This window comes from Sphingobium cupriresistens LL01 (genome assembly GCF_001046645.1).
GTDB lineage: Bacteria > Pseudomonadota > Alphaproteobacteria > Sphingomonadales > Sphingomonadaceae > Sphingobium > Sphingobium cupriresistens.
The window spans coordinates 498,664-520,250 of sequence record NZ_KQ130435.1; the positions used below are offsets into that span (position 1 = coordinate 498,664).

Sequence of the window (21,587 nt, forward strand, 5' to 3'; positions counted from 1 at the left end):
CTTTATCGATTCAAGGACGAACAGATGCAAATGACAGCCCCCCTGCTTTCCCCCAAGGATTTCGAATTTCCCGCGATCATGCTGTCGGGCGTGGTCGACCATGGCATGTATCTGCATTTCAAGAATTGCCTCTCCACCGCTCCGCAACAGGGGCTGGTCGTGGTGGAGCTGTCCACTCTGGGCGGCGACCCGGAGATCGCCCGGCTGATGGGCGAGGATATCCGCTTTCATTCCGAACTCTATCCCGACCGGCGGCTGGTGTTCATGGGGCGCACCGCGGTCTATTCCGCCGGAGCGACCTTCATGAGCTTCTTTGCGACCGAAAATCGTTATCTGACGCGCGGCACCCGGCTGATGATCCACGAGCGGGTCATCACCAAGAATATCCAGTTGGCCGGCCCGCTTTCCACCTGCATCGCGACCCTGAAGGCGACGCTGAACGAGATCGAATCGTCGATCGCGATCCAGAATGAAGGCTTCGCCAACCTGATCCTGGGATCGCAGGTGACCATGGAGCAACTGCTCCAGCGGGCGCCGGAAAACTGGTATATGGAGGCGAATGAGGCGCAGGCGCTGGGGCTGATCGCGGCGGTTCTTTAAGCGCTTGCCAGATGGCGCGGCTGCGCCTTTGATGCGGGCCATGCGGTCCTCGTCCCTCTTCCCCTGGCGTTATGGCATGTTCCTGGCGCTGCTGGCGCTGGTCGCGCCGCTGGCCTTGTGGATGCCGTGGCATGAAGCGGTGATGGCGGGGTTCGACCTCGCCGCCATCGCCTTCATGATCGCGGTGGCGCCGCTGATCGGCGCGGTGCCCGCCACGATGCGCAAAAATGCCGCGTCCAACGACGCCAATCGCGAACTGATGCTATTGTTGACCGCGATCGTCAGCCTGGTGATCCTGGTCGCGGTGGGGGTGGCGATCAGTCAGCACGGCGGGCCGAACGGGGCGATGATCGCGCTGCTGCTGGCGACTTTGCTGATCGCCTGGCTTTTTTCCAACCTCGTCTATGCGATGCATTATGCCCATATATTCTATCTGCCGGACAAGAGCGGGAAAGATCGGGGCGGACTGGATTTCCCGGAGGAGGACGAGCCGGGCTATTGGGATTTCCTCTATTTCGCCTTCACCCTGGGCATGACCTTCCAGACGTCCGACGTGTCGGTGACGGCGACCGCGATGCGCCGGACGGTGTTGTTCCAGTGCCTGGCGGCTTTCCTGTTCAACTTGGGCATATTGGCCTTCACCATCAATGTGCTGGGCGGCAGTTAAGGCTTAGCCATGTTCCCAGCCGAGCGAGTCGGGCAACGGGATGACCGCGCCGTCGATCATCAGCGTCAGGCCCGATCCTTCCGCGACATGGCCGACCGGGATGGCCCGCACCGGCGGGGTCAGCCCGCGCGGCAGGGTGAAGAGCAGTTCATAATCGTCGCCCGCCCGCGCCGCGGCGATCTGGACCGCGGTGCTGGCGCCGCGCACCCGCTCCAGCGCCGGGGACAGCGGAATGTGGTCGATGGTGATCGCGACGCCGCTCGCTTGGCCCATGCGCGATGCGTCGATCAGCAGGCCGTCCGACACATCCATCATCGCGGTCGCATGGGGCGCGAGCAGCGCGCCTTCCGCCAGGCGCGGGCGCGGGCGGCGATAGGCCTCCACCAGCGGCCCGGTCGCTGCCGGATCGGCGCTGGCGAGGGCGAGGCCAATGCCAGCGTCGCCGACCGGGCCGGTGAGATAGAGCCGGTCGCCCGGCTGCGCCCCGTTGCGGGTGGGGACGGCGCCAGTCGCCTCGCCGATCGCGGTCAGGCTGTAGCTGCGGGCCGATCCGGCGGGCATCTTGACCGTGTCCCCGCCCAGCAGCGGCATGGCGTGGCGGTCGAGCGCCTCGCCCAGCCCCGCGACGAAGGCCTCATCCCACGCATCGTTGCCGGACAAGGCGTAGTTCAGCAGGCAACCGACCGGCTTCGCGCCCTTGGCGGCGAGATCGGACAGATTCACCGCGGCGAGTTTCCAGCCGATCTCGGCGGGCGGATCGGTGGGCAGATAATGGACGCCCTCGACCATCGTGTCGCTGGTCAGGATCAGGCGGGCGTCGCCGACCGGCAGGATAGCGACATCGTCGACCAGCCCCTGCGCCGCGGGATCGTTCGCCAGCAGGCGCAACAGGGTGAGGAAGCGGGATTCGGCGGACATGGGTCATCCTACCGTTCAGGCTGAGCGAAGTCGAAGCCCATCATCGCGCGGCGCGAAATGCCCGCGCTCCGCTCGGTATGGGATTTACGTCCGCACATCCTTCGACACGCCGTCGAGCAGGCCGTTGACGAAGCCGGACTCGCGCTTGTCGTAGAAGGCGTGGGCGACATCGACATATTCGCTGATGACGGTGCCGGTGCCGACATCGGCGCGGGCCAGCAGTTCATAGGTGCCCGCGCGCAGAATCTGGCGCATCGGCTTGTCGAGCCGGTCAAGGCTCCAGCCGCTCGACAGGCGGGCGGCGATCAGCGCGTCGATCTCGTCGCGGCGCTTGTCCACGCCAGTCACGACATCGTCGAAGAAAGGCTCCTCCGCCGGGGCGTAGGTGACGTCCTCGATCGTGGCGCCCAGGCGATGTTGGTGGAATTCGTGCAGCAGGACATGGACGGGCGTACCCTCCATTTCGAGCTGATAGAGCGCCTGGACCGCGGCGAGTCGCGCGGCGGAGCGGGATTTGGAGCGGTCGTTCATTATATGTCCCTATGTCTTTTTGAGGCGCAACGCCACCGAAGCAGCGTGGGCGGGCAAGCCTTCCGCCCGCGCCAGCGCGACAGCGGCGGGGCCGATCGCGCCGATCGCCGCGGCGTCGAGGCTGAGGAAGCTGGTGCGCTTCATGAAATCGAGCACCGACAGACCCGATGAGAAACGGGCGCGGCGGCCGGTCGGCAGCACATGGTTCGGCCCGGCGACATAATCGCCCACCGCTTCGGGCGTCATGCGGCCGAGGAACACGGAGCCGGCATGGCGCACCTGCGCGAAATAGCGGTCGGGATCGTCCACCGCGAGTTCGAGATGTTCGGGCGCAAGACGGTCGACCAGCGGCATGGCTTCATCCAGGTCGCGGACCAGGATGATCGCGCCATTGGCGTCCCAGCTGGTGCGGGCGACCGCGCTGGTGGAGAGCGCCGGAATCTGGCGATCGACAGCTTGCGCGACCGCGTCGGCGAAGGCCGCGTCGTCGGTGAACAGAATAGACTGGCTGGTCGGGTCATGTTCCGACTGGCTAAGCAGGTCTGCGGCGGTCCATTCCGGGTCGTTCTTGCCATCGGCGACGACGACGATCTCGGACGGGCCGGCGACCATGTCGATGCCGACCACGCCATAAAGTTGCCGCTTGGCTTCGGCGACCCAGGCGTTGCCGGGGCCGGTGATGACGTCCACCGGGCTGATCCGGTCGGTGCCATAGGCGAGCGCGGCGACCGCCTGCGCGCCGCCGACCCGCCAGATTTCCTCGATCCCCGCAATCTGGGCTGCGGCCAGGACGAGCGGGTTGATCTCTCCATTGGGAGTGGGCGTGACCATGGCGATGCGGCGGACGCCCGCGACCTTGGCGGGAATGACGTTCATCAGCAGCGAGCTGGGATAGGCGGCGCGGCCGCCCGGCACATAAAGGCCGGCGGCATCGACCGCGCTCCAGCGCGCGCCGAGGCGGACGCCCGCGCTGTCCACGCCGTCGCTGTCCTGCGGACGCTGCTTTTCATGATAGGTGGTGATGCGCGCCGCGGCGAGTTCGAGCGCGTCGCGGAGTTCCGTAGAGAGGCCATCGAGCGCAGCGCGGGTTTCCGCCGTCGTCACCGCCCAGCCGCTGACGTCCAGGTCATGGCGGTCGAAACGCTGGGTATAGTCGGCGAGCGCGGCGTCGCCCCCGGCGCGCACGGCCTTCAGGATCGCGGTAACGTCGCGCGACACATCCTCGTCCGCTTCGCGGCGGTCATCGACCAAGGCGGTGAAGGCGGCGGCGAAACCGGCGTCTCGACTATCGAGCCTAAGCGGCATCCTGCACCCCCACGGCGGCGCGGAACGCCTCCACCAATGGCGAGAGTTCGGCAGAACGCATCTTGTAGGCGGCGCGGTTGACGATCAGGCGGGCGCTGATCTGCATGATGATGTCGGTTTCGATGAGGCCGTTGGCTTTCAGCGTCGCGCCCGACGACACGAGATCGACGATCCGGCGCGACAGGCCGAGCGAGGGGGCCAGTTCCATCGCGCCGTTCAATTTCACGCATTCCGCCTGCAATCCCCGCGCTTCATAATAGCGGCGGGTGAGGTGCGGATATTTGGTCGCGACGCGGACATGGCTCATCGCAGCCTGATCCTCGTCAGCAGCGTCGACCGGCTCGGCGACCGACAGGCGGCAATGGCCGATGTCGAGGTCGACCGGCGCGTAGAGTTCGGAATAGTTGAACTCCTCGACCACGTCGGAGCCGACGATGCCGATCTGCGCCGCGCCATGGGCGACGAAGGTGGCGACGTCGAACGCGCGCACGCGGATGATCGACACGTCGGGCCGGTTGGTGGCGAAGCGCAGCGCGCGGCTCTTCTTGTCGTGAAACTCCGCCTCCGGCTCGATACCGGCTTTGGCGAGCAGGGGCAGCGCTTCATCGAGGATGCGGCCCTTGGGGATGGCGAAGGTGAGCGGGCGAGTCATGACGCGCGGGCCTTACGCGCGGGGGCGTAAAAGGGCAAGGTTTGGGGGATATCAACAAACCTTCTCCCTTGGGGAGAAGGATATGGAGCCTTACAGAGCGAAGCGAAGTTAGGCGGAGTTGGATGAGGGGGCACGGGTGCAGCGAACCCATGCCGATCGAGCGGCGCCCCCCTCACCCAGCTTCGCCTAAGCTCGCTCCGCTCGCCAAGGCTGCGCAACCCTCTCCCTCAAGGGAGAGGGGCTGGAGGGAGCATCTCCAGAAAAATATTCGTCAGATCGTCGATCGGCGCATCACTGGCGACGCGATAGGCCGTTCCAATGACGAGCCAATTTTGACGCTGATCCCAATCCTGTTGCATCACGCCGCTTCGGCCATCGCCGCCTGGGTGCTGGCGATCCAGCCGCCGCCCAGCACTCGCTCGCCGGCATACAGCACCGCCGCCTGCCCCGGCGCGACGCCATATTCGGGGGCGTCGAAGAGCAGGCGATCGCCATCCAGCCGCGCGGGGACGGGCTTCGCCATGGAGCGTACCTTGGCGGTCAGCGGGCCGGTGAAGTCGCCGCCCAGCCAGTTGATGTCGCTCAGCACCGCGCCCGACACGGCAAGCGCCGCTTTCGGCCCCACGATCACCCGCTTGGCCGCCGCATCCAGACGCACGACATAGAGCGGGTCGGGCTGGCCGCCGATGTCCAGCCCCTTGCGCTGGCCGACGGTGAAGTGGATCATCCCCTTGTGCCGGCCCAGCACCCGGCCGTCGATATGGACGATGTCGCCGCCCTCGTCCGCATCGGGGCGCAGTTTGCGCACGATCTTGGCATAATCGCCGTCCGGCACGAAGCAGATGTCCTGGCTGTCGGGCTTCAACGCCACCGAAAGACCCAGTTCGGCGGCAATTTCGCGCACCTGCGGCTTGGGCAGGCCGCCCAGAGGGAAACGCAGATAGTCGAGCTGCGCCTGAGTCGTGGCGAAGAGAAAATAGCTCTGGTCGCGGGCGGGATCGGCGGCGCGGTGCAGTTCCGCGCCGTGTGCGCCCTCGACCCGCTGGACATAATGGCCGGTAGCCAGGCAGTCGGCACCCAGGTCGCGCGCAATCTGGAACAGGTCGGTGAACTTCACCCCCATATTGCACTTCACGCAGGGGATGGGCGTTCGGCCGGCCATATATTCATCGGCAAAGTCGGCGATCACCGAATCGCGAAAGGCGGTTTCATAATCAAAGACATAATGGGCGATGCCGATGCGGTCGGCGACCGCGCGCGCATCGCGAATATCCTGCCCGGCGCAGCAACTGCCGGTGCGGCCCACCGCCGCGCCATGATCGTAAAGCTGGAGCGTCACGCCGATGACTTCGGCGCCGGTCTTGGCGGCGAGCGCGGCGACGACGCTGCTGTCCACGCCGCCCGACATGGCGACGACGATGCGCCGCTGGGCGAGCGGGCCAGAAAGCTGGAATTGGGGGAGCTGAAACTGAGGCTGCATGGGCGGCCCTATAATGCAGCGACGGCCGCGGCGCAAAAGTTAACAAAAGGTAGCGCCGCTTTGGCCATAATCGGGACGGATCGACGCGAAACGCGGGTCGGACGAGTCACGAAAGCGTCGCCGAGTTTACCGACCCTTATTCATTACCCCCTACACAGGGGCCATGGATCTGAGTTTCCTTCGGGGTGGCGGGCTGAAGCCTGGCTCCCCCAGACCCTTCAGCCGGCCGCGCGTGCCGGCCTGGCCATTCCTGCGGGCCGCTACGGCGGCCGCGCAGGCGGCCAGTCCGACCGCGCAGGCGGTAGCGGGCGTCCTGCGGGGGCAGGGCGGAAGCGACGACTGGGTCCAGGAACTGGCGGGCATTTTCGCGCCACGTTCCGGCGGCAAGATCGAAGCCGTGCGTCTCGCGGGAAGTTTCCACCCGTTGATCGCGAGCCGTTTAGCCAGGGGGCATGAATGATGAAGGCTGTGTTTACCGTTGGGCTTTAGCCGTTCTTCAGGGCTGACGCAGATAAAGGTTTCACGGTTGAATTCGGTAACGCCAGTGCCGCACTTTGAGGGTTAGAATGATCGAGAACCAGAAAATCAAACCGGCTCAGGTCGTCGGGCCGCTCGGGGAACCCCTTACCCTCGACAGCCTGCCGCCAGCCGACACCACCCGCTGGGTGGTGCGGCGCAAGGCGGAAGTGGTCGCTGCGGTGAATGGCGGCCTGTTGAGCGTGGACGAGGCGTGCGCGCGCTATAATCTGACGCTGGAGGAATTCGCCAGTTGGCAGCGCGCGGTAGATCGATCGGGGATGCACGGCCTGCGCGTGACCCGCATCCAATATTACAAGTCGCTTTACGAGCGGCAGCAGAAATACTGACCGGCCGCCAGGCCGCCAGCCCATGATCGAAAAGGGCCGCCGGATGCCGATCCGGCGGCCCTTTTACTTGCCCCCCGTCCGCGACCGCCGCGGGGGCGCGCAAAACGGCGCAAAGCCAAGATGGTTTCTAGCCCGGAATCATTTTTTGCACCGTGGAACGGGACGCCTTCTCTTCCGTTAAGACAGCACCCAACCCGCTGGGGGCGTGGTCAAGGAGAGTAACATGGGCATTATCTTGTGGCTTATCGTCGGCGGCGTCATTGGCTGGCTCGCCAGCATGGTGATGCGGACCGATGCGCAGCAGGGCATCCTGCTCAACATCGTGGTCGGCATCGTCGGCGCATTCATCGGCGGCCTGATCTTCAGCGGCGGCTCGATCAATGACGGCCTGACGCTGTACAGCTTCCTAGTGTCGCTGGTCGGCGCGATCATCCTGCTGGCGATCGTCAATCTGGTTCGTCGCGGGTCGATGCGTTAACAGCACATCCCGCACATACAAAAGGGCCGCGCCATGGCGCGGCCCTTTTTTTTACGCCTTTTCAACGCCGCGCGGCGAAAAAGCGATAGAGCGCCAGCACCGCGATTGCGCCCAAAATAGCGGCGATGAAGCCGGCGCGCTCGCCGGGCGCATAGACACCGGCGAGCCGCCCGACGAAGCCGGCCAGCAACGCCCCGGCTATGCCCAGCAATATGGTGACGATACAGCCGCCCGGATCGCGACCGGGCATGATCAGCTTGGCCAAGGCTCCGGTCAACAAGCCGACGACGATCCACCCCAGCAAATCCATGGCGCGCTCCTCTCCAGCATGGCGTCGCCGCTGCGCCACGACTGGCGGATTCGGCAAGTCAATATGCGTGCTTCAGCATAGACGAACGGCGCGTCGCACTCCACCCTCCATCCGCCCCGCAATATCGCTTTGCCGTTCCCCTTTGAACCATGATATTGGGGGTTGAGAGCGGTGCTATATTCATATAACACAGTTGCCGAAATGGCGATGCGCCGGAGAGACGAGAGCGGCATGAACTACGAAACCCAGCTGGTGGGCGACTCGATGGTCGTCATCGACGAAGATGAGGCGCGCCGACGGCGCAAACGCCTGCTGCTGATCGGCGGCGGCGTCGCCGTGCTGCTCGTCGCCGCAGCCGCCTGGATATCTATGCGCGGCGACACGGCGGCCGCTCCCGCCGCCCCGGCAGCGCAGGCGCCGGTCGTCACCGTCATTCGGCCCGGCCAGTCGGTCGTCGCCCGCACCGTCACGGCGACCGGGTCGCTGGCCGCGAGGATCGACATGCCGGTGGGCGTCGTCGGCGAAGGCGGCATGGTTTCGCGGGTGCTGGTGCAGCCAGGCGACTGGGTGCGCGCCGGCCAGCCGCTGGCGATCATCGAACGGTCGGTCCAGGTCGAACAGGTCCGATCGCTCGCTGCGCAGGTGGAGGTGGCCCGCGCCGACGCGAAGCTCGCCCAGGCCCAGCTCGACCGCGCCAAGGCGCTGGTCGGTCGCGGTTTCATCAGCGCCGCCGACATCGACCAGCGCACCGCGACCCGCGACGCGGCGGCGGCGCGCGTCAATGTCGCCGCCGCGCAGCTTGCCGAACAGCGCGCGCGCACCGGTCGGCTGGACATTCGCGCGCCCGCGTCCGGCCTGGTCCTGACCCGCGCGGTCGAACCGGGCCAGATCGTTCAGGCGGGCGGCGCCGTCCTGTTCCGCCTGGCCAAGGATGGCGAGATGGAATTGCAGGCGCAGGTGGCCGAGGGCGACTTGGCGACGCTGCGTCCAGGCAACAGCGCCATGGTGACGCCGATCGGCCATAGCGACCAGTTCGCCGGCCGCATCTGGCAGGTGTCGCCGGTGGTCGATCCCCAGACCCGCCAGGGCATCGCGCGCATCGCCATCCCCTATAATCCGGCGATTCGGCCGGGCGGCTTCGCTTCCGCGACCATCACCAGCGGATCGGGCAGCGCGCCCCTGCTGCCCGAATCGGCGGTGCAGAGCGACGCCAAAGGCAGCTATGTCTACGTCGTCAACGCCAAGAATCAGGTGGAGCGCCGCGCCGTGACCGTGGGCCAGGTGTCCGACGCCGGGGTCGCCGTGACCAGCGGGATCGACGGCGCGGAAAGCATCGTCACCTCCGCCGGCGCATTCCTGGCGCCGGGGCAGAAGGTGAAACCGGAATTGTTGAAGACCCGTTAGGAGACAGACGCGGCCGACACCGGCCGCGCGCGTCCCTAAATGGCAGGATGCGCGCCACCGGCGCGGCGAGCAGGTTGAATGGGACGCGATGCTGCGTCCGGCACAGGTTGGACGGACGCGCCAGCGCGTCCGGTGAAGGAAGCCCGTCATGAATTTTCGCAACATTTCCGCATGGGCCATCCGCAACCCGGTGACGCCGCTCGTGCTGTTCGCCGCGCTGATGCTGGCGGGCATCGTCAGTTTCATGCGGATGGACGTCAACAACAACCCCGACGTCAGCTTCCCCATGGTCAGCGTAACCGTGTCGCAGCCGGGGGCCGCGCCGACCGAGTTGGAAACGCAGGTCACCCAACGGGTCGAGGCGGCGGTGCGCGGCATCAGCGGCGTGGACGAAATCACCTCGTTCGCATCCGAAGGCCGGTCGCTGACTAACGTCCAGTTCCAGATCGGCACGCCGGTCGATCGCGCCGTCAACGACGTCAAGAACGCCGTCGACCAGATTCGCAGCGATCTGCCCGACGGCATTTTGGAACCGCAGGTCCAGCGCATCGACATCGATGGCGGCCCGATCGCCTATTTCAGCGCCGAAGCCACCGATATGACGCTGGAGGAACTATCCTGGTATGTCGATAACACGGTCGCCAAGCGGCTGCTGTCGATCAGCGGCATGGCCGCGGTCAATCGCGGCGGCGGCGTCAGCCGGGAAATCCGCGTCATTCTGGACCCCGCCAAGCTGCAAGCCTTCGGCATCACCGCCGCGCAGGTCAATCAGCAACTCAACCAGGTCAACCTGAACGCGGCGGGCGGCCGCACCGAAATCGCCGGCGCCGAACAGTCGATCCGCGTGCTGGGCAACGCCCGCAACGCCCGCGATCTGGGCGCGACCCAGATCGCGATCAGCGGCGCCCGCACGGTCAAGCTGGCCGACATCGCGCAAGTGCGCGACATGTATGCCGAACAGCGCAGCCTGGCCCTGATGAACGGCCGGCAGGTCACCAGCTTCAGCCTGGAAAAGGCGAAAGGTTCTTCAGACGTCACTGTCTATGACGAATCGATGAAGGTGCTGGACAAGCTGAAGGCCGAAAATCCCAAGGTCCAGTTCAAGCAGCTCTACACCAGCGTCGAATATACCAAGGAACAATATCATTCGGCCATGGCAGCGATGATCGAAGGCGCGGTGCTGGCGGTCGTCATCGTCTTCCTGTTCCTGCGCGACTGGCGCGCGACGATGATTTCGGCGCTGGCGATCCCGCTGTCGGCGATCCCGACCTTCTGGTTCATGGAGATGATGGGCTTCACGCTGAACGGCATTTCGCTGCTGGCGCTCAGCCTTGTCGCGGGCGTGCTGGTCGATGACGCCATCGTGGAGATCGAAAATATCGTGCGCCATATGCGCATGGGCAAATCCGCTTATCAGGCGTCGATCGATGCGGCGGACGAGATCGGCCTGGCCGTTCTGGCCACCACCATGGCGATCGTCGCGGTGTTCCTGCCGGTCGCCCTGATGCCCGGCATATCGGGCCAGTTCTTCATCCAGTTCGGCATGACCGTCGTCGTGTCGGTGCTGATGAGCCTGGCGGTCGCCCGCCTCATCACGCCGATGATCGCCGCTTATTTCCTCAAAGCCCATGGCGAGGAAAGCCATGGCGAAGGCTGGATGATGGACCGCTATATGAGCGTGCTGCGCTGGTCGCTCGACGAGCGCCGGGCGATCGCCCATCGCGCGCGGGGCGGCTGGCGGCGCTTCACCGCCCTGTTCCTGGACCATCGCATGTGGACCGTGGGCATCGGCGCATTGGCGTTCGTCGCCACGATCATCGCCTTCGCGACGCTGCCGATGACGTTCCAGCCGGTCACCAACACCGATTTCAGCCAGGTGAAGATCGAAACGGTGCCGGGCAGCACGTTGGCGCAGACAACCGCCATCACCCGCAAGGTCGCCGAGATGCTGGCGGCCGACACCGACGTAGTGGAGGCCGCTTTCGCCGATATCGAGCCGACCACGGCCGATATTTTCCTGACCCTCAAAAAGACGCGCCCGATCAGTTCGGTCGATTGGGAGCGCAAGATCGCGCCGCAATTCCAGACCGTCGCCGATGCGCGGGTCAATTTCCAGTCGCAATCGGGCGGCGGTTTCGGCCGCGACATCATCATGATGTTCGGCTCCGATGACCCGGAAAAGCTGGAGCAGACGGCCAATCAGCTGGTGGCGGAAATGGCGCGCATCCCCGAACTGCGCGCGCCGCGCGTGCAGGGCGACATGCAGCGGCCCGAAATCATCATCACCCCGCGTCTGGACCTGGCCGCCAGCCTGGGCGTGACCACGGCCGCGCTCAGCCAGTCGATCCGCATCGCGACGATCGGCGACATCGACCAGAACAGCGCCAAATTCTCGCTGTCCGACCGCCAGATCCCGATCCGCGTGTCGATCGCCGAGGACAGCCGCAAGGATATCGCGACGATCCAGAACATGCCGGTGCCAACCGTCAGCGGCGGATCGGTGCCGCTCAAGGTCGTAGCCGACATCCATTTCGGCGCGGGACCGACGCAGATCCGCCGGTACAACCAGATTCGCCGTATCGTCGTGGGCGCGGACCTGGCGCCCGGCATCGTCACCAGCCAGGCGACGAAAAAGATCGACGCGCTGCCGCTGATGAAGGCGATCAATGACGGGAAGATTCAGGGTCTTCAGAAGATCGAGGCGGGTAACAGCAAGTTCCAGGCGGAAATGCTGGCCAATTTCATGATCGCGGTCGCATCCGGCATCCTGCTGGTGCTGGCGGTGCTGGTGCTGCTCTATAAGCGGATCATGCCGCCCTTCGTCAATTTGGGGTCGCTGCTGCTCGCCCCGTTGGGCGGCGCTCTGGCGCTACATATCGCGGGGCAGCCCATTTCCATGCCGGTGCTGATCGGCCTGCTGATGTTGCTGGGCATCGTCGCCAAAAACTCGATCCTCGTCATCGACTTCGCGCTGGAGGAGATGGAGAAGGGCGTGCCCAAGTTCGACGCGATCGTGGATGCCGGGCACAAGCGCGCCCAGCCGATCGTCATGACTACGGTCGCAATGGTCGCGGGCATGGTGCCGACCGCGCTGGCGCTGTCGGGCGATGGCGCCTGGCGCGCGCCCATGGGCATCACCGTGATCGGCGGCCTGCTGCTGTCGACGGTGCTGACGCTGGTGATCGTGCCGGCGACTTTCAGCCTGGCGGTCGGGATCGAAAGCTGGGTCGGGCCGCGGCTGGGCCGGGGTCTGCTGACCTATAAGGCCGGCGACGACAAGGATAGGCCGGCCCATCCGCACCCCGCCGAGTGAGGCTGGCAAAAGAAGGCTTTGCCTGAACGAAACGGCGGCGTAACCGTTGGACGGCCATGACGCTGTTTCGCATCCCCCGGCCCAGAGGCGAATTCGCCCCGCACCCCGCACGGCGGATGCGGCTGGTGGCGACGGGGATGCTGGTGGCGATGGCGGCGTTGTTCATCACCGCGCGCGCCACCGTCCACCTCCACCCCGCCATCGGCTTCGTCCAGGCCTTTGCCGAGGCGGCGATGGTCGGCGGGCTGGCCGACTGGTTCGCGGTCACCGCGCTGTTCCGGCACCCGATGGGCCTGCCCATCCCGCATACCGCGATCATCCCGCGCAACAAGGACCGGATCGGCGACACGCTCGCGCTGTTCCTGCGCGACAATTTCCTGACCCCCGCCGTCGTCGCGCGGCGGATGCGCGGCATGGATGTCGCCGCCGCCGCCGGCCGCTTCCTGGCGAGTCCGTCCGAGGGCGAGGGACGGCTGCGCGAAGGCGCATCGCGCCTGATCGCCGATATATTGGAGGCGCTGGACCAGGAACGGCTGGGCGGCATGGTCAAGGGCGCGATCGGCCAGCGGCTGCGCGCGATCAATATCGGCCCGCTGGCGGGGCAGGCGATCGAGGCGGCGATGCGCGACGGCCGCCACGCTCCGGTGATGGACGGCATCATCCATTGGGCGGACCGCACGCTGGAGGCGAACGAGCATCTGATCCGCCAGATGGTGCAGGAACGGGCGGGCAAGGTGCTGCGCTGGACCGGGCTGGACGAAAATCTGGCCAACGCCATCCTGTCGGGCCTGCGCAAGATGCTGGCGGACATGGCCGCTGATCCCGGCCACAGCCTGCGCCTGAAGGCGGAGGAAGGCATGGCCAAGCTGGCCTTCGACCTGCAATTCGACCTGGAGACGCAGGCCAAGGTCGCCAAGATTCGCGACGAGATCGTCGATAATCCGGCGATGCAGCGGTGGATCGAGGGGATGTGGGAACAGGCGCGCGCCGGGTTGCTGCGCGCGGTGCGCGATCCGGGCAAGGCGATGGCCGGGCGCCTAGGCGAAGCGCTACGCCAACTGGGCGGCACGTTGCAGCAGGAAGCGCGGCTGCGGCTGGTCATCAACCGCTTCGTGCGCCGCGCCGCGGTGGGCGCGACCGCCACCTATGGCGACGCGATCGTGCGGCTGGTCAGCGACACGGTGCGCGGGTGGGATGCAGGCACGGTCACCAGCCGGCTGGAAAATGCCGTCGGGCGCGACCTGCAATATATCCGCGTCAACGGCACGCTGGTCGGCGGTCTGGTCGGCCTCGCGATCCACAGCGTCGATATGCTTTTTCAGGGATAGGGCCGCACCAGCCCTCTCCTCCAAAAAGTTGCCGGGACGTGTCGGGCCAAACGACACGCCCCGGCGGAACCGGCCGCGCAGAGGAGAGAGAGGCGGCCGATCCCTGGCTGGCAAACTCAATTCTGGGGACGCCCCTCACCGCCCGGCGGCAGCGGCAGTTCTTCGGCGGTCAGCACGCCGTCGCCATTGCGGTCCTGATCGGCGAACATGGCGAGCGCGGGGGCAAGAAATTCGGCGCGGTCGATCTGGCCATCGTCATTGCTGTCTTCGGGATAGGGCATGGCGCGGCCGGGCGGCGGCGGAGGGGGCGCAGCGCCGGCGCGATCGCCGCCACGGGGGTGGTCACCGGGCGGCGGATCGCCTGCACCATCGGGGCCACCACCACCACCACCGGGGCCACCGCCAGAACCGCCCAGACCACCTCGCCCATTGCCAGCGCCGCCTTCTTTCCCGACCCTACCCTCCGCGGTTACGCGCGCCTGCCGCTCATGGCCCAGCATCCGCTGCATCACCTGCACCGGCACCAGCCCGTCGCCGTCCTGATCCATCAGGCCGAAGCGGCGCTCCATATAGGCGCGCATCTCGTCCCGTGTGATACCGCCGTCGCCATCGGCATCCGCCGCCCAGGGACCGTCTTCAGGGTCGGCGGACGGCTGCGCCAGAAGCGGCGCGGAAGCGAGCAGCGCGACAGCGAGTGAGACAGCAGAAAGGCAATGGCGAAAACGCATGAAGGCTCCTGAAAGCGGGATCGCCTCCCTCTCGCACCCGCGCTTTGCCGCCATATGTCGCGATGCAGCCGCAATGTTGCAGGCTCGATAAATTTTATGTTGCAACATATCATAGAATAATGTTGTATCATTTCATCGACGATCAAGGTTCGGGCAAGAAGAACCGGCGTCGGCGAGAGGATGCGACAGACGAGGAGCGAGACGATGCGACTCATGACCCTATCGGCAATGGGACGGACTATAACAAATCGGACGACGGACGCGGGCGGGTCAGCACGCTATGGCGCAGGGCCCAAATCGCCGCTGGGCCTGGGCGGCACGGTGGCGGTGCATGGACTGCTGATCGGCGCCTTCCTGCTGATTCCCAAGGAAGTGATCCAGTTCGTCACGCCAACGCCCCCGATCATCGGCTCCAACATACCAATCGATCCGCCACCCCCGCCCGAACCGACGGAAGATGTTCGGACCGACCCCAAGATTCCGACCCAGCCCCAGCCACAACGGCCCAGCGCTACCGTTCCGGTCATACCCATGCCGACCAGTGACACGATCCTGACCGGCGCGCTCGATTCGGGCGACAGCATCGATCCCGGCCCGTCGATCATCCCGCCCCCGATCGATCCGCCCCGCCCGCCGGTGCTGACCGAACCGGCGATCGATCCCCGCGCAATGGGCGCGTTCCAGCCCGACTATCCCGGCGCGATGATCCGGCAAGGGCTGGAAGGCGCGGTCACGGTGCGCGTGACGATCAGCGCCGAAGGGCGCGTCACCGCTATCGAGAAAGTCTCCGCCACGGACGAGAGCTTCTGGGCGGCGACCCAGCGCCACGCCCTGCGCAAATGGCGCTTCCGCCCCGCAACCCGCGACGGCGTGGCGGTGGTCTCAACCAAAATTCTGACGGTGCGCTTCACCCTGACGGAGCGATAGGGCGAGAGCGCTGCGGGGAAGGAAAGGGAATTTCGCGGAAAGCCATCATGGACCATTTTGCATCTGCGCCCGCCCTGTCCTATAAGGGCGACATGGCGATCTTTCCCCGTCCCGTTTCCCCTAAAAGCGCGCTTGGCGATTTCTGGGGCTATTTCAGGCAGCAGCGGCAGCATAAATGGCCGTTGCTGGGCGTGTCCGTTGCGCTGACCTATGTCATCATCTGGACGTTCGTGGTCGATGCGAACACCAATACGATGCCGACGCGCAACAAGATCATCTATGTCCAGAGCTGGGACGCGAACCGGTCCGACGCCGCGATCATCCTGCAGCAGAAGATCGATTTCGCCAAGCGCGAGGCGGCGTTGCAGAAGAATCAGGCGAAGATGCAGGGCTTCGCCGATGCCTTCGGCATCGAATGGCGCGAGGAAGAAGCCCGCAACACCGCCCGTCGCAAGGAAGCGGTGAAGCAGATCGACGCGCTGCTGGACGAGCGGCTGGCCAAGGCGGAATCAACGACGAAGACGCCGGGCGGGACGCCTGCGGGAGCCGCCCAGCCCTGAGCGACGCGCCTTCGCCCCCAGAGGCGCGATCCGCACAGGATCGGCGCTATATGAGCGCCGCCATCGCTCTGTCGGGGCGCGGGCGCGGCCTTTCCACCCCCAATCCCAATGTCGGCTGCCTGATCGTCCGCAATGATCGTGTCGTCGGGCGCGGCTGGACCCAGAAAGGCGGCCGTCCCCATGCCGAGGCGCAGGCGCTGGACCAGGCGATGGACCGGGCCGCAGGCGCTTGCTGCTATGTGACGCTGGAGCCTTGTTTCCATCTGTCCCCGCGCGGGCCGCGCTGCGCCGACCTGATGGCCCGCGCCGGCATCGCACGCATGGTGATCGCCCTGCGCGATCCCGATCCGCGCACCGACGGACAGGGCGCCGCCTGGCTGCGCGATCGCGGCGTGGCGGTGGACATGGGCCTCATGGCGGACGACGCCGCGCGCGCCATGGCAGGATTCGTGCTGCGCCAGACGCTGGGGCGGCCGCATGTGACGCTGAAGCTCGGCCTCTCGCTCGACGGGCGCATCGCACTCAGCGACGGATCGAGCCGCTGGATCACCGGGCCGGATGCGCGCGCCCATGCCCATATGGAGCGGGCGCGGCACGACGCCATATTGGTGGGCGGCGGCACGTTGCGGGCGGACGCACCGTCGCTGGACGTGCGGCTGGCGGGGCTGGCGGACCGATCGCCGCGCCGGGTGCTGCTGAGCCGGGGCGACGCGCCGGCAGGCTGGACGCGGATCGGCGCGCCGGAGGAGATTGCGACGCTGGAGCGCGTCGATCATCTGCTGGTCGAAGGCGGGGCGGAAACGGCCGCCGCCTTCCTGCGCGCCGGGCTGGTCGACCGGCTGCTGCTCTATCGCGCCCCGATCGTCATCGGATCGGGACTGGCCGGGATCGGCGACATCGGCTTGTTCGACCTGGCCGATGCGCATGGCCGCTGGCGCATGATCGACAACCGTGCGCTGGGGGTCGATCGGCTGGAGGTTTACGAGGCGGTTCGGAGCGCTTAGATCAGCCCCAAACTCACCCGTTCGGGCTGAGCGAAGTCGAAGCCTATCACTGAGCGAAGCGAAATGGCCTCCCATGGTCGGCCGCACCTTCGATTTCGCTCAGGACGAACGGAAGATTGGATTGGGGCAACATGTTCACCGGCATCATCACCGACATCGGGACCATCCGCAGCCATGAACAGCGCGGCGACCTGCGCCTCGTCATCGGCAGCGCCTATGATATGGACGGCGTCGCCATCGGCGCGTCGATCGCCTGTTCGGGCGCCTGCCTGACGGTGGTGGAAAAGGGCGACGACTGGTTCGCGGTGGACCTGTCGGCCGAAACGGTCGCGCGCACCGCGCCCGGCCTGTGGCGCGAAGGCGGCCGGCTGAACCTGGAACGGGCGCTTAAGGTCGGCGACGAACTGGGCGGGCATATCGTGACCGGCCATGTCGACGGCATCGGCCATCTGGTGTCGGCGGTGCGCGAAGGCGATTCGACCCGGCTGACGATCAAGGCGCCCGCCGACCTCGCCGCCGCGCTCGCCGCCAAGGGATCGATCACGCTGGACGGCATTTCGCTGACGGTCAACAGCGTCGACGACCAGGCCGACGGCAGCGTGCATTTCGGATTGAACATCATCCCGCACACCGCCACCGCGACCACGCTGGATGCGCTGCCGGAGGGTCGGACCTTCAATCTGGAGATCGACGTGCTGGCGCGGTATCTCGACCGGATGCAAAGCCTTCGCAACCGCAGCATGTGATTATAGCTTGAATTAATCACACTACAGTGTGATATGCGACACCGTCCCGCTTGTGGGAAGGAGTCGTTCCATGTCCTCTGCCCTTATCGATACCGTCCGCAATCTCGTCACCGACGGCGGCATGTCCCGTTCCGGTCTGGCGCGCGCCGCCGGGCTGCACGCCAATTCGCTGCGCAAGCTGGGCGAAAGCGACTGGAACCCGACTGCCGACACGCTGGGCAAGCTGGAATCCTACCTGCTCAAGCGCGAGGGCGGCACCGCGCTCGCCAGCCCGGAAGAAATCATCAACGAAGCCCGCAACGGCCGCATGTTCATCCTGGTCGACGACGAGGATCGCGAGAATGAGGGGGACCTGGTGATCCCCGCGCAGATGGCGACGCCCGACGCGATCAATTTCATGGCCACGCACGGCCGCGGCCTCATCTGCCTGGCGCTGACCAAGAGCCGGACCGAGGAACTGGGCCTGGACCTGATGAGCCGCAACAACGGCACCCGGCATGAAACCGCCTTCACCGTGTCGATCGAGGCGCGCGAGGGCGTGACCACCGGGATCAGCGCGGCCGACCGCGCCCGCACCGTGTCCGTGGCGATCGACGGGTCCAAGGGCAAGGTCGATATCGTAACGCCCGGCCATGTCTTCCCACTGATCGCCAAGGATGGCGGCGTGCTGGTGCGCACCGGCCATACCGAGGCGGCGGTGGACGTCGCGCGGCTGGCCGGCCTCAACCCGTCGGGTGTCATCTGCGAAGTGATGAAGGACGACGGCACGATGGCGCGCCTGGACGACCTCATCCCCTTCGCCCAGAAACACAAGATGAAGATCGGCACGATCCGCGACCTGATCGCCTATCGCCGCCGCCACGACCATATGATCGAGCGACGCGCCGAAACCACGTTCGACAGCCGCTGGGGCGGCGACTGGAAGGCGATCAGCTTCTACAACAAGGCGACCCAGACCGAGCAGCTGGTGCTACAGAAGGGCCATGTCGATCCCGACAAGCCGACATTGGTGCGGATGCACCAGATGTCGCCGCTGAGCGACACGTTCGGCAAGCTGGGCGCGCGCACGGGCCTGCTGCCGCGCTGCATGGAGATTATCGGGGACGAAGGCGCCGGCATCATCGTCATTCTGCGCGGCGACGAACCCGACATGCTGACCCGGATGCTGCAATATAATGCCGGCATCGTGCCCGGCGACATGGATGAATTGCGCAATTATGGCGCGGGCGCGCAGATCCTGGCGGACCTGCGCGTGCATGACATGATCCTGCTGACCAACAGCCACCACAGCCTGATCGCGCTTGACGGCTATGACCTGGCCGTGGTTGGGCAACGGCCGATCGAGCTGTAAGGACATATCATCATGGCAAAATTCCTGATCGTCGAAGCCCGCTTTTACGACCATCTGAACGACCTGCTGATCGAAGGCGCCAAAGCCGCGCTGGACGAGGCCGGCCACAAATATGAGGTGGTGACGGTGCCGGGCGCGCTGGAAATCCCCGGCGCGATCGCGCTGGCGGCGGAAAGCGGCCGTTATGACGGCTTCATCGCCATCGGCGTGGTGATCCGCGGCGAAACCTATCATTTCGAAGTCGTATCGAATGAAAGCGCCCGCGGCCTGATGGCGCTGAGCATGGACGCGATCGCGATCGGCAACGGCATATTGACGGTCGAGAATGAAGCCCAGGCGCTGACCCGCGCCAAGCCGACCGAAAAGGACAAGGGCGGCGAGGCGGCCAAGGCGGCCATCGCCATGCTCGCCCTGCGCGATCGATTCGGCATGTGATGAAAAAAGGGGCTGCTTTTTTTTGCAGCCCCTTTTCGACTGGATCAGGCGTCCGCCTTTGCCTGCGCCAGCGTCGGATAGTCGGTATAGCCCGTCTCGCCCGGCCCGTACCACGTCGCCATCTCCTGCGTCGGGTTGAGCGGCGCGCCGATGCGGAACCGTTCGACCAGATCGGGATTGGCCATTAACGGGCGGCCGAAGCTGATCGCGTCGGCCAGGCCGCTGGCCAGATCCGCCTGCGCCCGGCCGTAATCATAATCGCTGTTCAGGATCAGCGGCCCCTTGAAATGCTGACGGATCAGCGGCGACTGGCGCGGCACGTCGGTCGAACCGAAAGTGCCATCCGGTCCCGGTTCGCGCAATTCCAGCGATGCGATGCCGATCGCGTCCAGCACGTCGGCGGCATGGGCGAACAGCGGCGCGGGATCGCTGTCATCCACCCCCTGCGAATCGCCATTGGGGGACAGGCGCACCGATACCCGGTCCGCGCCGATCGCATCCACCACCGCCTGCGTCACTTCGCGCAACAGGCGAACACGATTTTCGACGCTTCCGCCATATTGGTCGGTGCGGAAATTGGCGTTGTCGCGCAAAAACTGGTCGATCAGATAGCCATTGGCGGCGTGGATCTGCACCCCGTCGAACCCGGCTGCAATCGCATTATGCGCGGCGCGAACATAGGTATCGATCAGGCCGGGAATCTCGTCCACGCCCAGCGGCCGGGCGGTTTCGAACGGCGCCTTGCCCTCATAGGTGTGGGCGTCGCCCGCCGTCGCGGTCGCGCTGGACGATACCGGCTGTTCGCCGGTCACGGCGCTGTGCACCTGACGCCCCATATGCCACAGCTGGACGATGATCCGCCCGCCCGCGTCATGGACGGCTTGCGTTACGGGCCGCCATGCGGCGACCTGCTCGTCGGACCAGATCCCCGGCGCATAGGGCCAGCCCAGCCCCTGGCGCGAAATGCCGGTCGCTTCGCTGATGATGACGCCGGCCGATGCGCGTTGCCGATAATAATCGACCATGATCGGGGTGGGCACATGGTCGCGGGTGGCCCGGCCGCGGGTCAGCGGGGCCATCAGGATGCGGTTTGGCGCGGTAATGGCGCCGATCTGGACGGGGTCGAACAGGGTCGTCATGGAATCTCCCTCAATCATAGTTGCAATTTGCAACGCGACTTGATGCGTAACGCCAGCTAGGGAGCCGGCATGTCGAGTTCAACCCCCGCTCCGTCCGGCCGGCGCTTGTGCGCCCGCGATCGTGGGCCTAGATATACGACATGAGCGAAACATCGGACCTTACCCTGGACGAAATCCGCGCGCTATTGGCCCCGGTGCTGGCGCGCCATGCCGCGTTCGACGGCTGGCGACCGCAAGCTGTGGCGATGGCCGCGGCGGAAAAGGGCGTGGATGCGGACATCGCAGCGCTCGCTTTCGCCGATGGCCCGATCGCCATGATCGACGCCTGGTTCGCCAGCATCGATGCGCGCATGGTCGCGGCGCTGCCAGCGGACGAACTGGCGGCGCTGTCGATCCGCCGGAAAATCACCGCTCTGGTCGAAGCGCGCCTGACGCTGCTGGCGCCCGATCGGGAGGCGCTGCGCCGCGCGATCGCGATTCTGGCGCTGCCGACCAATGCCGTCCGCGCCGGGAAACTGGGTTGGCGTGCGGCGGACGTCATGTGGCGCGCGGCGGGCGACACCGCCACCGACTTTGCCCATTACAGCAAACGCACCACCCTGACCGCCCTCTATGCCGCCACCCTGTTGGTGTTCGTAGATGACGAGAGCGAAGGCCATGCCGACAGCCGCGCCTTCCTGGCCCGTCGGATCGAGGATGTGATGCGTTTCGAAAAGTTCAAGGCGAAGGTCAAAGGCGCGGGCGGCGGCGAGCGACTGAGCCTGTCGCGCTTCATCGGCCGCTTGCGCTACCCGGCGATCTGAATAGGCGGCGCGCGATTCGCTCTGGCCTTTCCCAATCGGTAT

The 21,587-nt window shown here is 66.0% G+C and carries 23 protein-coding genes; 15 read left to right on the plus strand and 8 right to left on the minus strand.

The genetic code is table 11. The features are described from left to right. The first annotated feature begins 24 nt into the window (after window positions 1–24). Entirely contained in the window at window positions 25–600 is a 576-nt protein-coding gene (locus V473_RS15495; RefSeq protein WP_066606814.1) for a Clp protease/crotonase-like domain-containing protein, read from the plus strand. A 40-nt stretch (window positions 601–640) separates the two neighbouring features. After that, window positions 641–1,267: a DUF1345 domain-containing protein gene (locus V473_RS15500; protein WP_082679176.1), complete on the plus strand. Its 627-nt coding sequence runs from the start codon at window positions 641–643 to the stop codon at window positions 1,265–1,267. A 3-nt stretch (window positions 1,268–1,270) separates the two neighbouring features. On the opposite strand, the gene thiL is transcribed toward V473_RS15500, so the two are convergent. From thiL to mnmA, 5 genes are all read right to left on the minus strand, one after another. Continuing rightward, window positions 1,271–2,185 carry a thiamine-phosphate kinase gene (thiL, locus tag V473_RS15505; RefSeq protein WP_066606824.1) on the minus strand — a complete coding sequence of 305 codons (915 nt, stop codon included), beginning with the start codon at window positions 2,183–2,185 and terminating at the stop codon, window positions 1,271–1,273. An 84-nt stretch (window positions 2,186–2,269) separates the two neighbouring features. Further along, window positions 2,270–2,716 (minus strand): transcription antitermination factor NusB, encoded by a 447-nt coding sequence (gene nusB, locus V473_RS15510; protein WP_066606826.1) that lies wholly within the window; start codon window positions 2,714–2,716, stop codon window positions 2,270–2,272. 9 nt (window positions 2,717–2,725) lie between these two features. After that, window positions 2,726–4,021: a histidinol dehydrogenase gene (hisD, locus tag V473_RS15515; RefSeq protein WP_066606828.1), complete on the minus strand. Its 1,296-nt coding sequence runs from the start codon at window positions 4,019–4,021 to the stop codon at window positions 2,726–2,728. Further along, window positions 4,011–4,673: an ATP phosphoribosyltransferase gene (gene hisG, locus V473_RS15520; protein ID WP_066606830.1), complete on the minus strand. Its 663-nt coding sequence runs from the start codon at window positions 4,671–4,673 to the stop codon at window positions 4,011–4,013. Before hisG ends, hisD begins: the two co-directional genes overlap by 11 nt. A 358-nt stretch (window positions 4,674–5,031) precedes the next feature. Further along, window positions 5,032–6,153 (minus strand): tRNA 2-thiouridine(34) synthase MnmA, encoded by a 1,122-nt coding sequence (mnmA, locus tag V473_RS15525; protein WP_066606832.1) that lies wholly within the window; start codon window positions 6,151–6,153, stop codon window positions 5,032–5,034. A 232-nt stretch (window positions 6,154–6,385) separates the two neighbouring features. On the opposite strand from mnmA, the gene V473_RS15530 reads away from it, so the two are divergent. The 3 genes from V473_RS15530 to V473_RS15540 all read left to right on the plus strand — a co-directional run bounded on the left by V473_RS15530 (window position 6,386) and on the right by V473_RS15540 (window position 7,497). After that, window positions 6,386–6,613, plus strand: coding sequence for a hypothetical protein (locus V473_RS15530; RefSeq protein ID WP_244884437.1), 228 nt, complete (start codon window positions 6,386–6,388; stop codon window positions 6,611–6,613). A 106-nt stretch (window positions 6,614–6,719) separates the two neighbouring features. After that, complete coding sequence (gene sciP, locus V473_RS15535; protein WP_066606838.1) at window positions 6,720–7,019, plus strand: CtrA inhibitor SciP; 300 nt, start codon at window positions 6,720–6,722, stop codon at window positions 7,017–7,019. Between the two features lie 223 nt (window positions 7,020–7,242). Beyond that, window positions 7,243–7,497: a GlsB/YeaQ/YmgE family stress response membrane protein gene (locus tag V473_RS15540; protein ID WP_066607499.1), complete on the plus strand. Its 255-nt coding sequence runs from the start codon at window positions 7,243–7,245 to the stop codon at window positions 7,495–7,497. 61 nt (window positions 7,498–7,558) lie between these two features. Here V473_RS15540 and V473_RS15545 read toward each other — a convergent pair whose 3' ends face one another. Then, the gene (locus V473_RS15545) at window positions 7,559–7,807 is read right to left on the minus strand and encodes a GlsB/YeaQ/YmgE family stress response membrane protein (RefSeq protein ID WP_066606842.1); all 249 of its coding nucleotides are present in this window, start codon (window positions 7,805–7,807) and stop codon (window positions 7,559–7,561) included. Window positions 7,808–8,038: 231 nt separating this feature from the next. On the opposite strand from V473_RS15545, the gene V473_RS15550 reads away from it, so the two are divergent. The 3 genes from V473_RS15550 to V473_RS15560 all read left to right on the plus strand — a co-directional run bounded on the left by V473_RS15550 (window position 8,039) and on the right by V473_RS15560 (window position 13,852). Next, window positions 8,039–9,211, plus strand: coding sequence for an efflux RND transporter periplasmic adaptor subunit (locus tag V473_RS15550; RefSeq protein ID WP_066606847.1), 1,173 nt, complete (start codon window positions 8,039–8,041; stop codon window positions 9,209–9,211). Between the two features lie 148 nt (window positions 9,212–9,359). Then, window positions 9,360–12,524, plus strand: a complete 3,165-nt coding sequence (locus V473_RS15555) for an efflux RND transporter permease subunit (protein ID WP_066606850.1) — start codon at window positions 9,360–9,362, stop codon at window positions 12,522–12,524. A gap of 56 nt (window positions 12,525–12,580) precedes the next feature. Beyond that, complete coding sequence (locus tag V473_RS15560) at window positions 12,581–13,852, plus strand: DUF445 domain-containing protein (RefSeq protein ID WP_066606856.1); 1,272 nt, start codon at window positions 12,581–12,583, stop codon at window positions 13,850–13,852. Window positions 13,853–13,968: 116 nt separating this feature from the next. On the opposite strand, the gene V473_RS15565 is transcribed toward V473_RS15560, so the two are convergent. After that, complete coding sequence (locus V473_RS15565; RefSeq protein WP_066606859.1) at window positions 13,969–14,580, minus strand: hypothetical protein; 612 nt, start codon at window positions 14,578–14,580, stop codon at window positions 13,969–13,971. A 204-nt stretch (window positions 14,581–14,784) separates the two neighbouring features. On the opposite strand from V473_RS15565, the gene V473_RS15570 reads away from it, so the two are divergent. From V473_RS15570 to ribH, 6 genes are all read left to right on the plus strand, one after another. Next, window positions 14,785–15,507, plus strand: coding sequence for an energy transducer TonB (locus V473_RS15570; RefSeq protein ID WP_129925563.1), 723 nt, complete (start codon window positions 14,785–14,787; stop codon window positions 15,505–15,507). 47 nt (window positions 15,508–15,554) lie between these two features. After that, window positions 15,555–16,067 (plus strand): hypothetical protein, encoded by a 513-nt coding sequence (locus V473_RS15575; protein ID WP_066606864.1) that lies wholly within the window; start codon window positions 15,555–15,557, stop codon window positions 16,065–16,067. Further along, complete coding sequence (ribD, locus tag V473_RS15580; protein ID WP_269076452.1) at window positions 16,064–17,071, plus strand: bifunctional diaminohydroxyphosphoribosylaminopyrimidine deaminase/5-amino-6-(5-phosphoribosylamino)uracil reductase RibD; 1,008 nt, start codon at window positions 16,064–16,066, stop codon at window positions 17,069–17,071. Before V473_RS15575 ends, ribD begins: the two co-directional genes overlap by 4 nt. A gap of 131 nt (window positions 17,072–17,202) precedes the next feature. Beyond that, window positions 17,203–17,817: a riboflavin synthase gene (locus V473_RS15585; RefSeq protein ID WP_066606873.1), complete on the plus strand. Its 615-nt coding sequence runs from the start codon at window positions 17,203–17,205 to the stop codon at window positions 17,815–17,817. A gap of 70 nt (window positions 17,818–17,887) precedes the next feature. Then, complete coding sequence (gene ribB / locus V473_RS15590; RefSeq protein WP_066606876.1) at window positions 17,888–19,168, plus strand: 3,4-dihydroxy-2-butanone-4-phosphate synthase; 1,281 nt, start codon at window positions 17,888–17,890, stop codon at window positions 19,166–19,168. Between the two features lie 12 nt (window positions 19,169–19,180). Next, window positions 19,181–19,603, plus strand: a complete 423-nt coding sequence (gene ribH, locus V473_RS15595; protein ID WP_066606879.1) for a 6,7-dimethyl-8-ribityllumazine synthase — start codon at window positions 19,181–19,183, stop codon at window positions 19,601–19,603. A gap of 44 nt (window positions 19,604–19,647) precedes the next feature. Here the strand turns inward: ribH and V473_RS15600 are convergent, their stop codons facing one another. After that, window positions 19,648–20,742 (minus strand): alkene reductase, encoded by a 1,095-nt coding sequence (locus V473_RS15600; protein ID WP_066606881.1) that lies wholly within the window; start codon window positions 20,740–20,742, stop codon window positions 19,648–19,650. Between the two features lie 140 nt (window positions 20,743–20,882). Between V473_RS15600 and V473_RS15605 the strand changes: the two genes are divergently transcribed. Next, window positions 20,883–21,545 carry a COQ9 family protein gene (locus tag V473_RS15605; protein WP_066606884.1) on the plus strand — a complete coding sequence of 221 codons (663 nt, stop codon included), beginning with the start codon at window positions 20,883–20,885 and terminating at the stop codon, window positions 21,543–21,545. The last annotated feature ends 42 nt before the right edge of the window (window positions 21,546–21,587 follow it).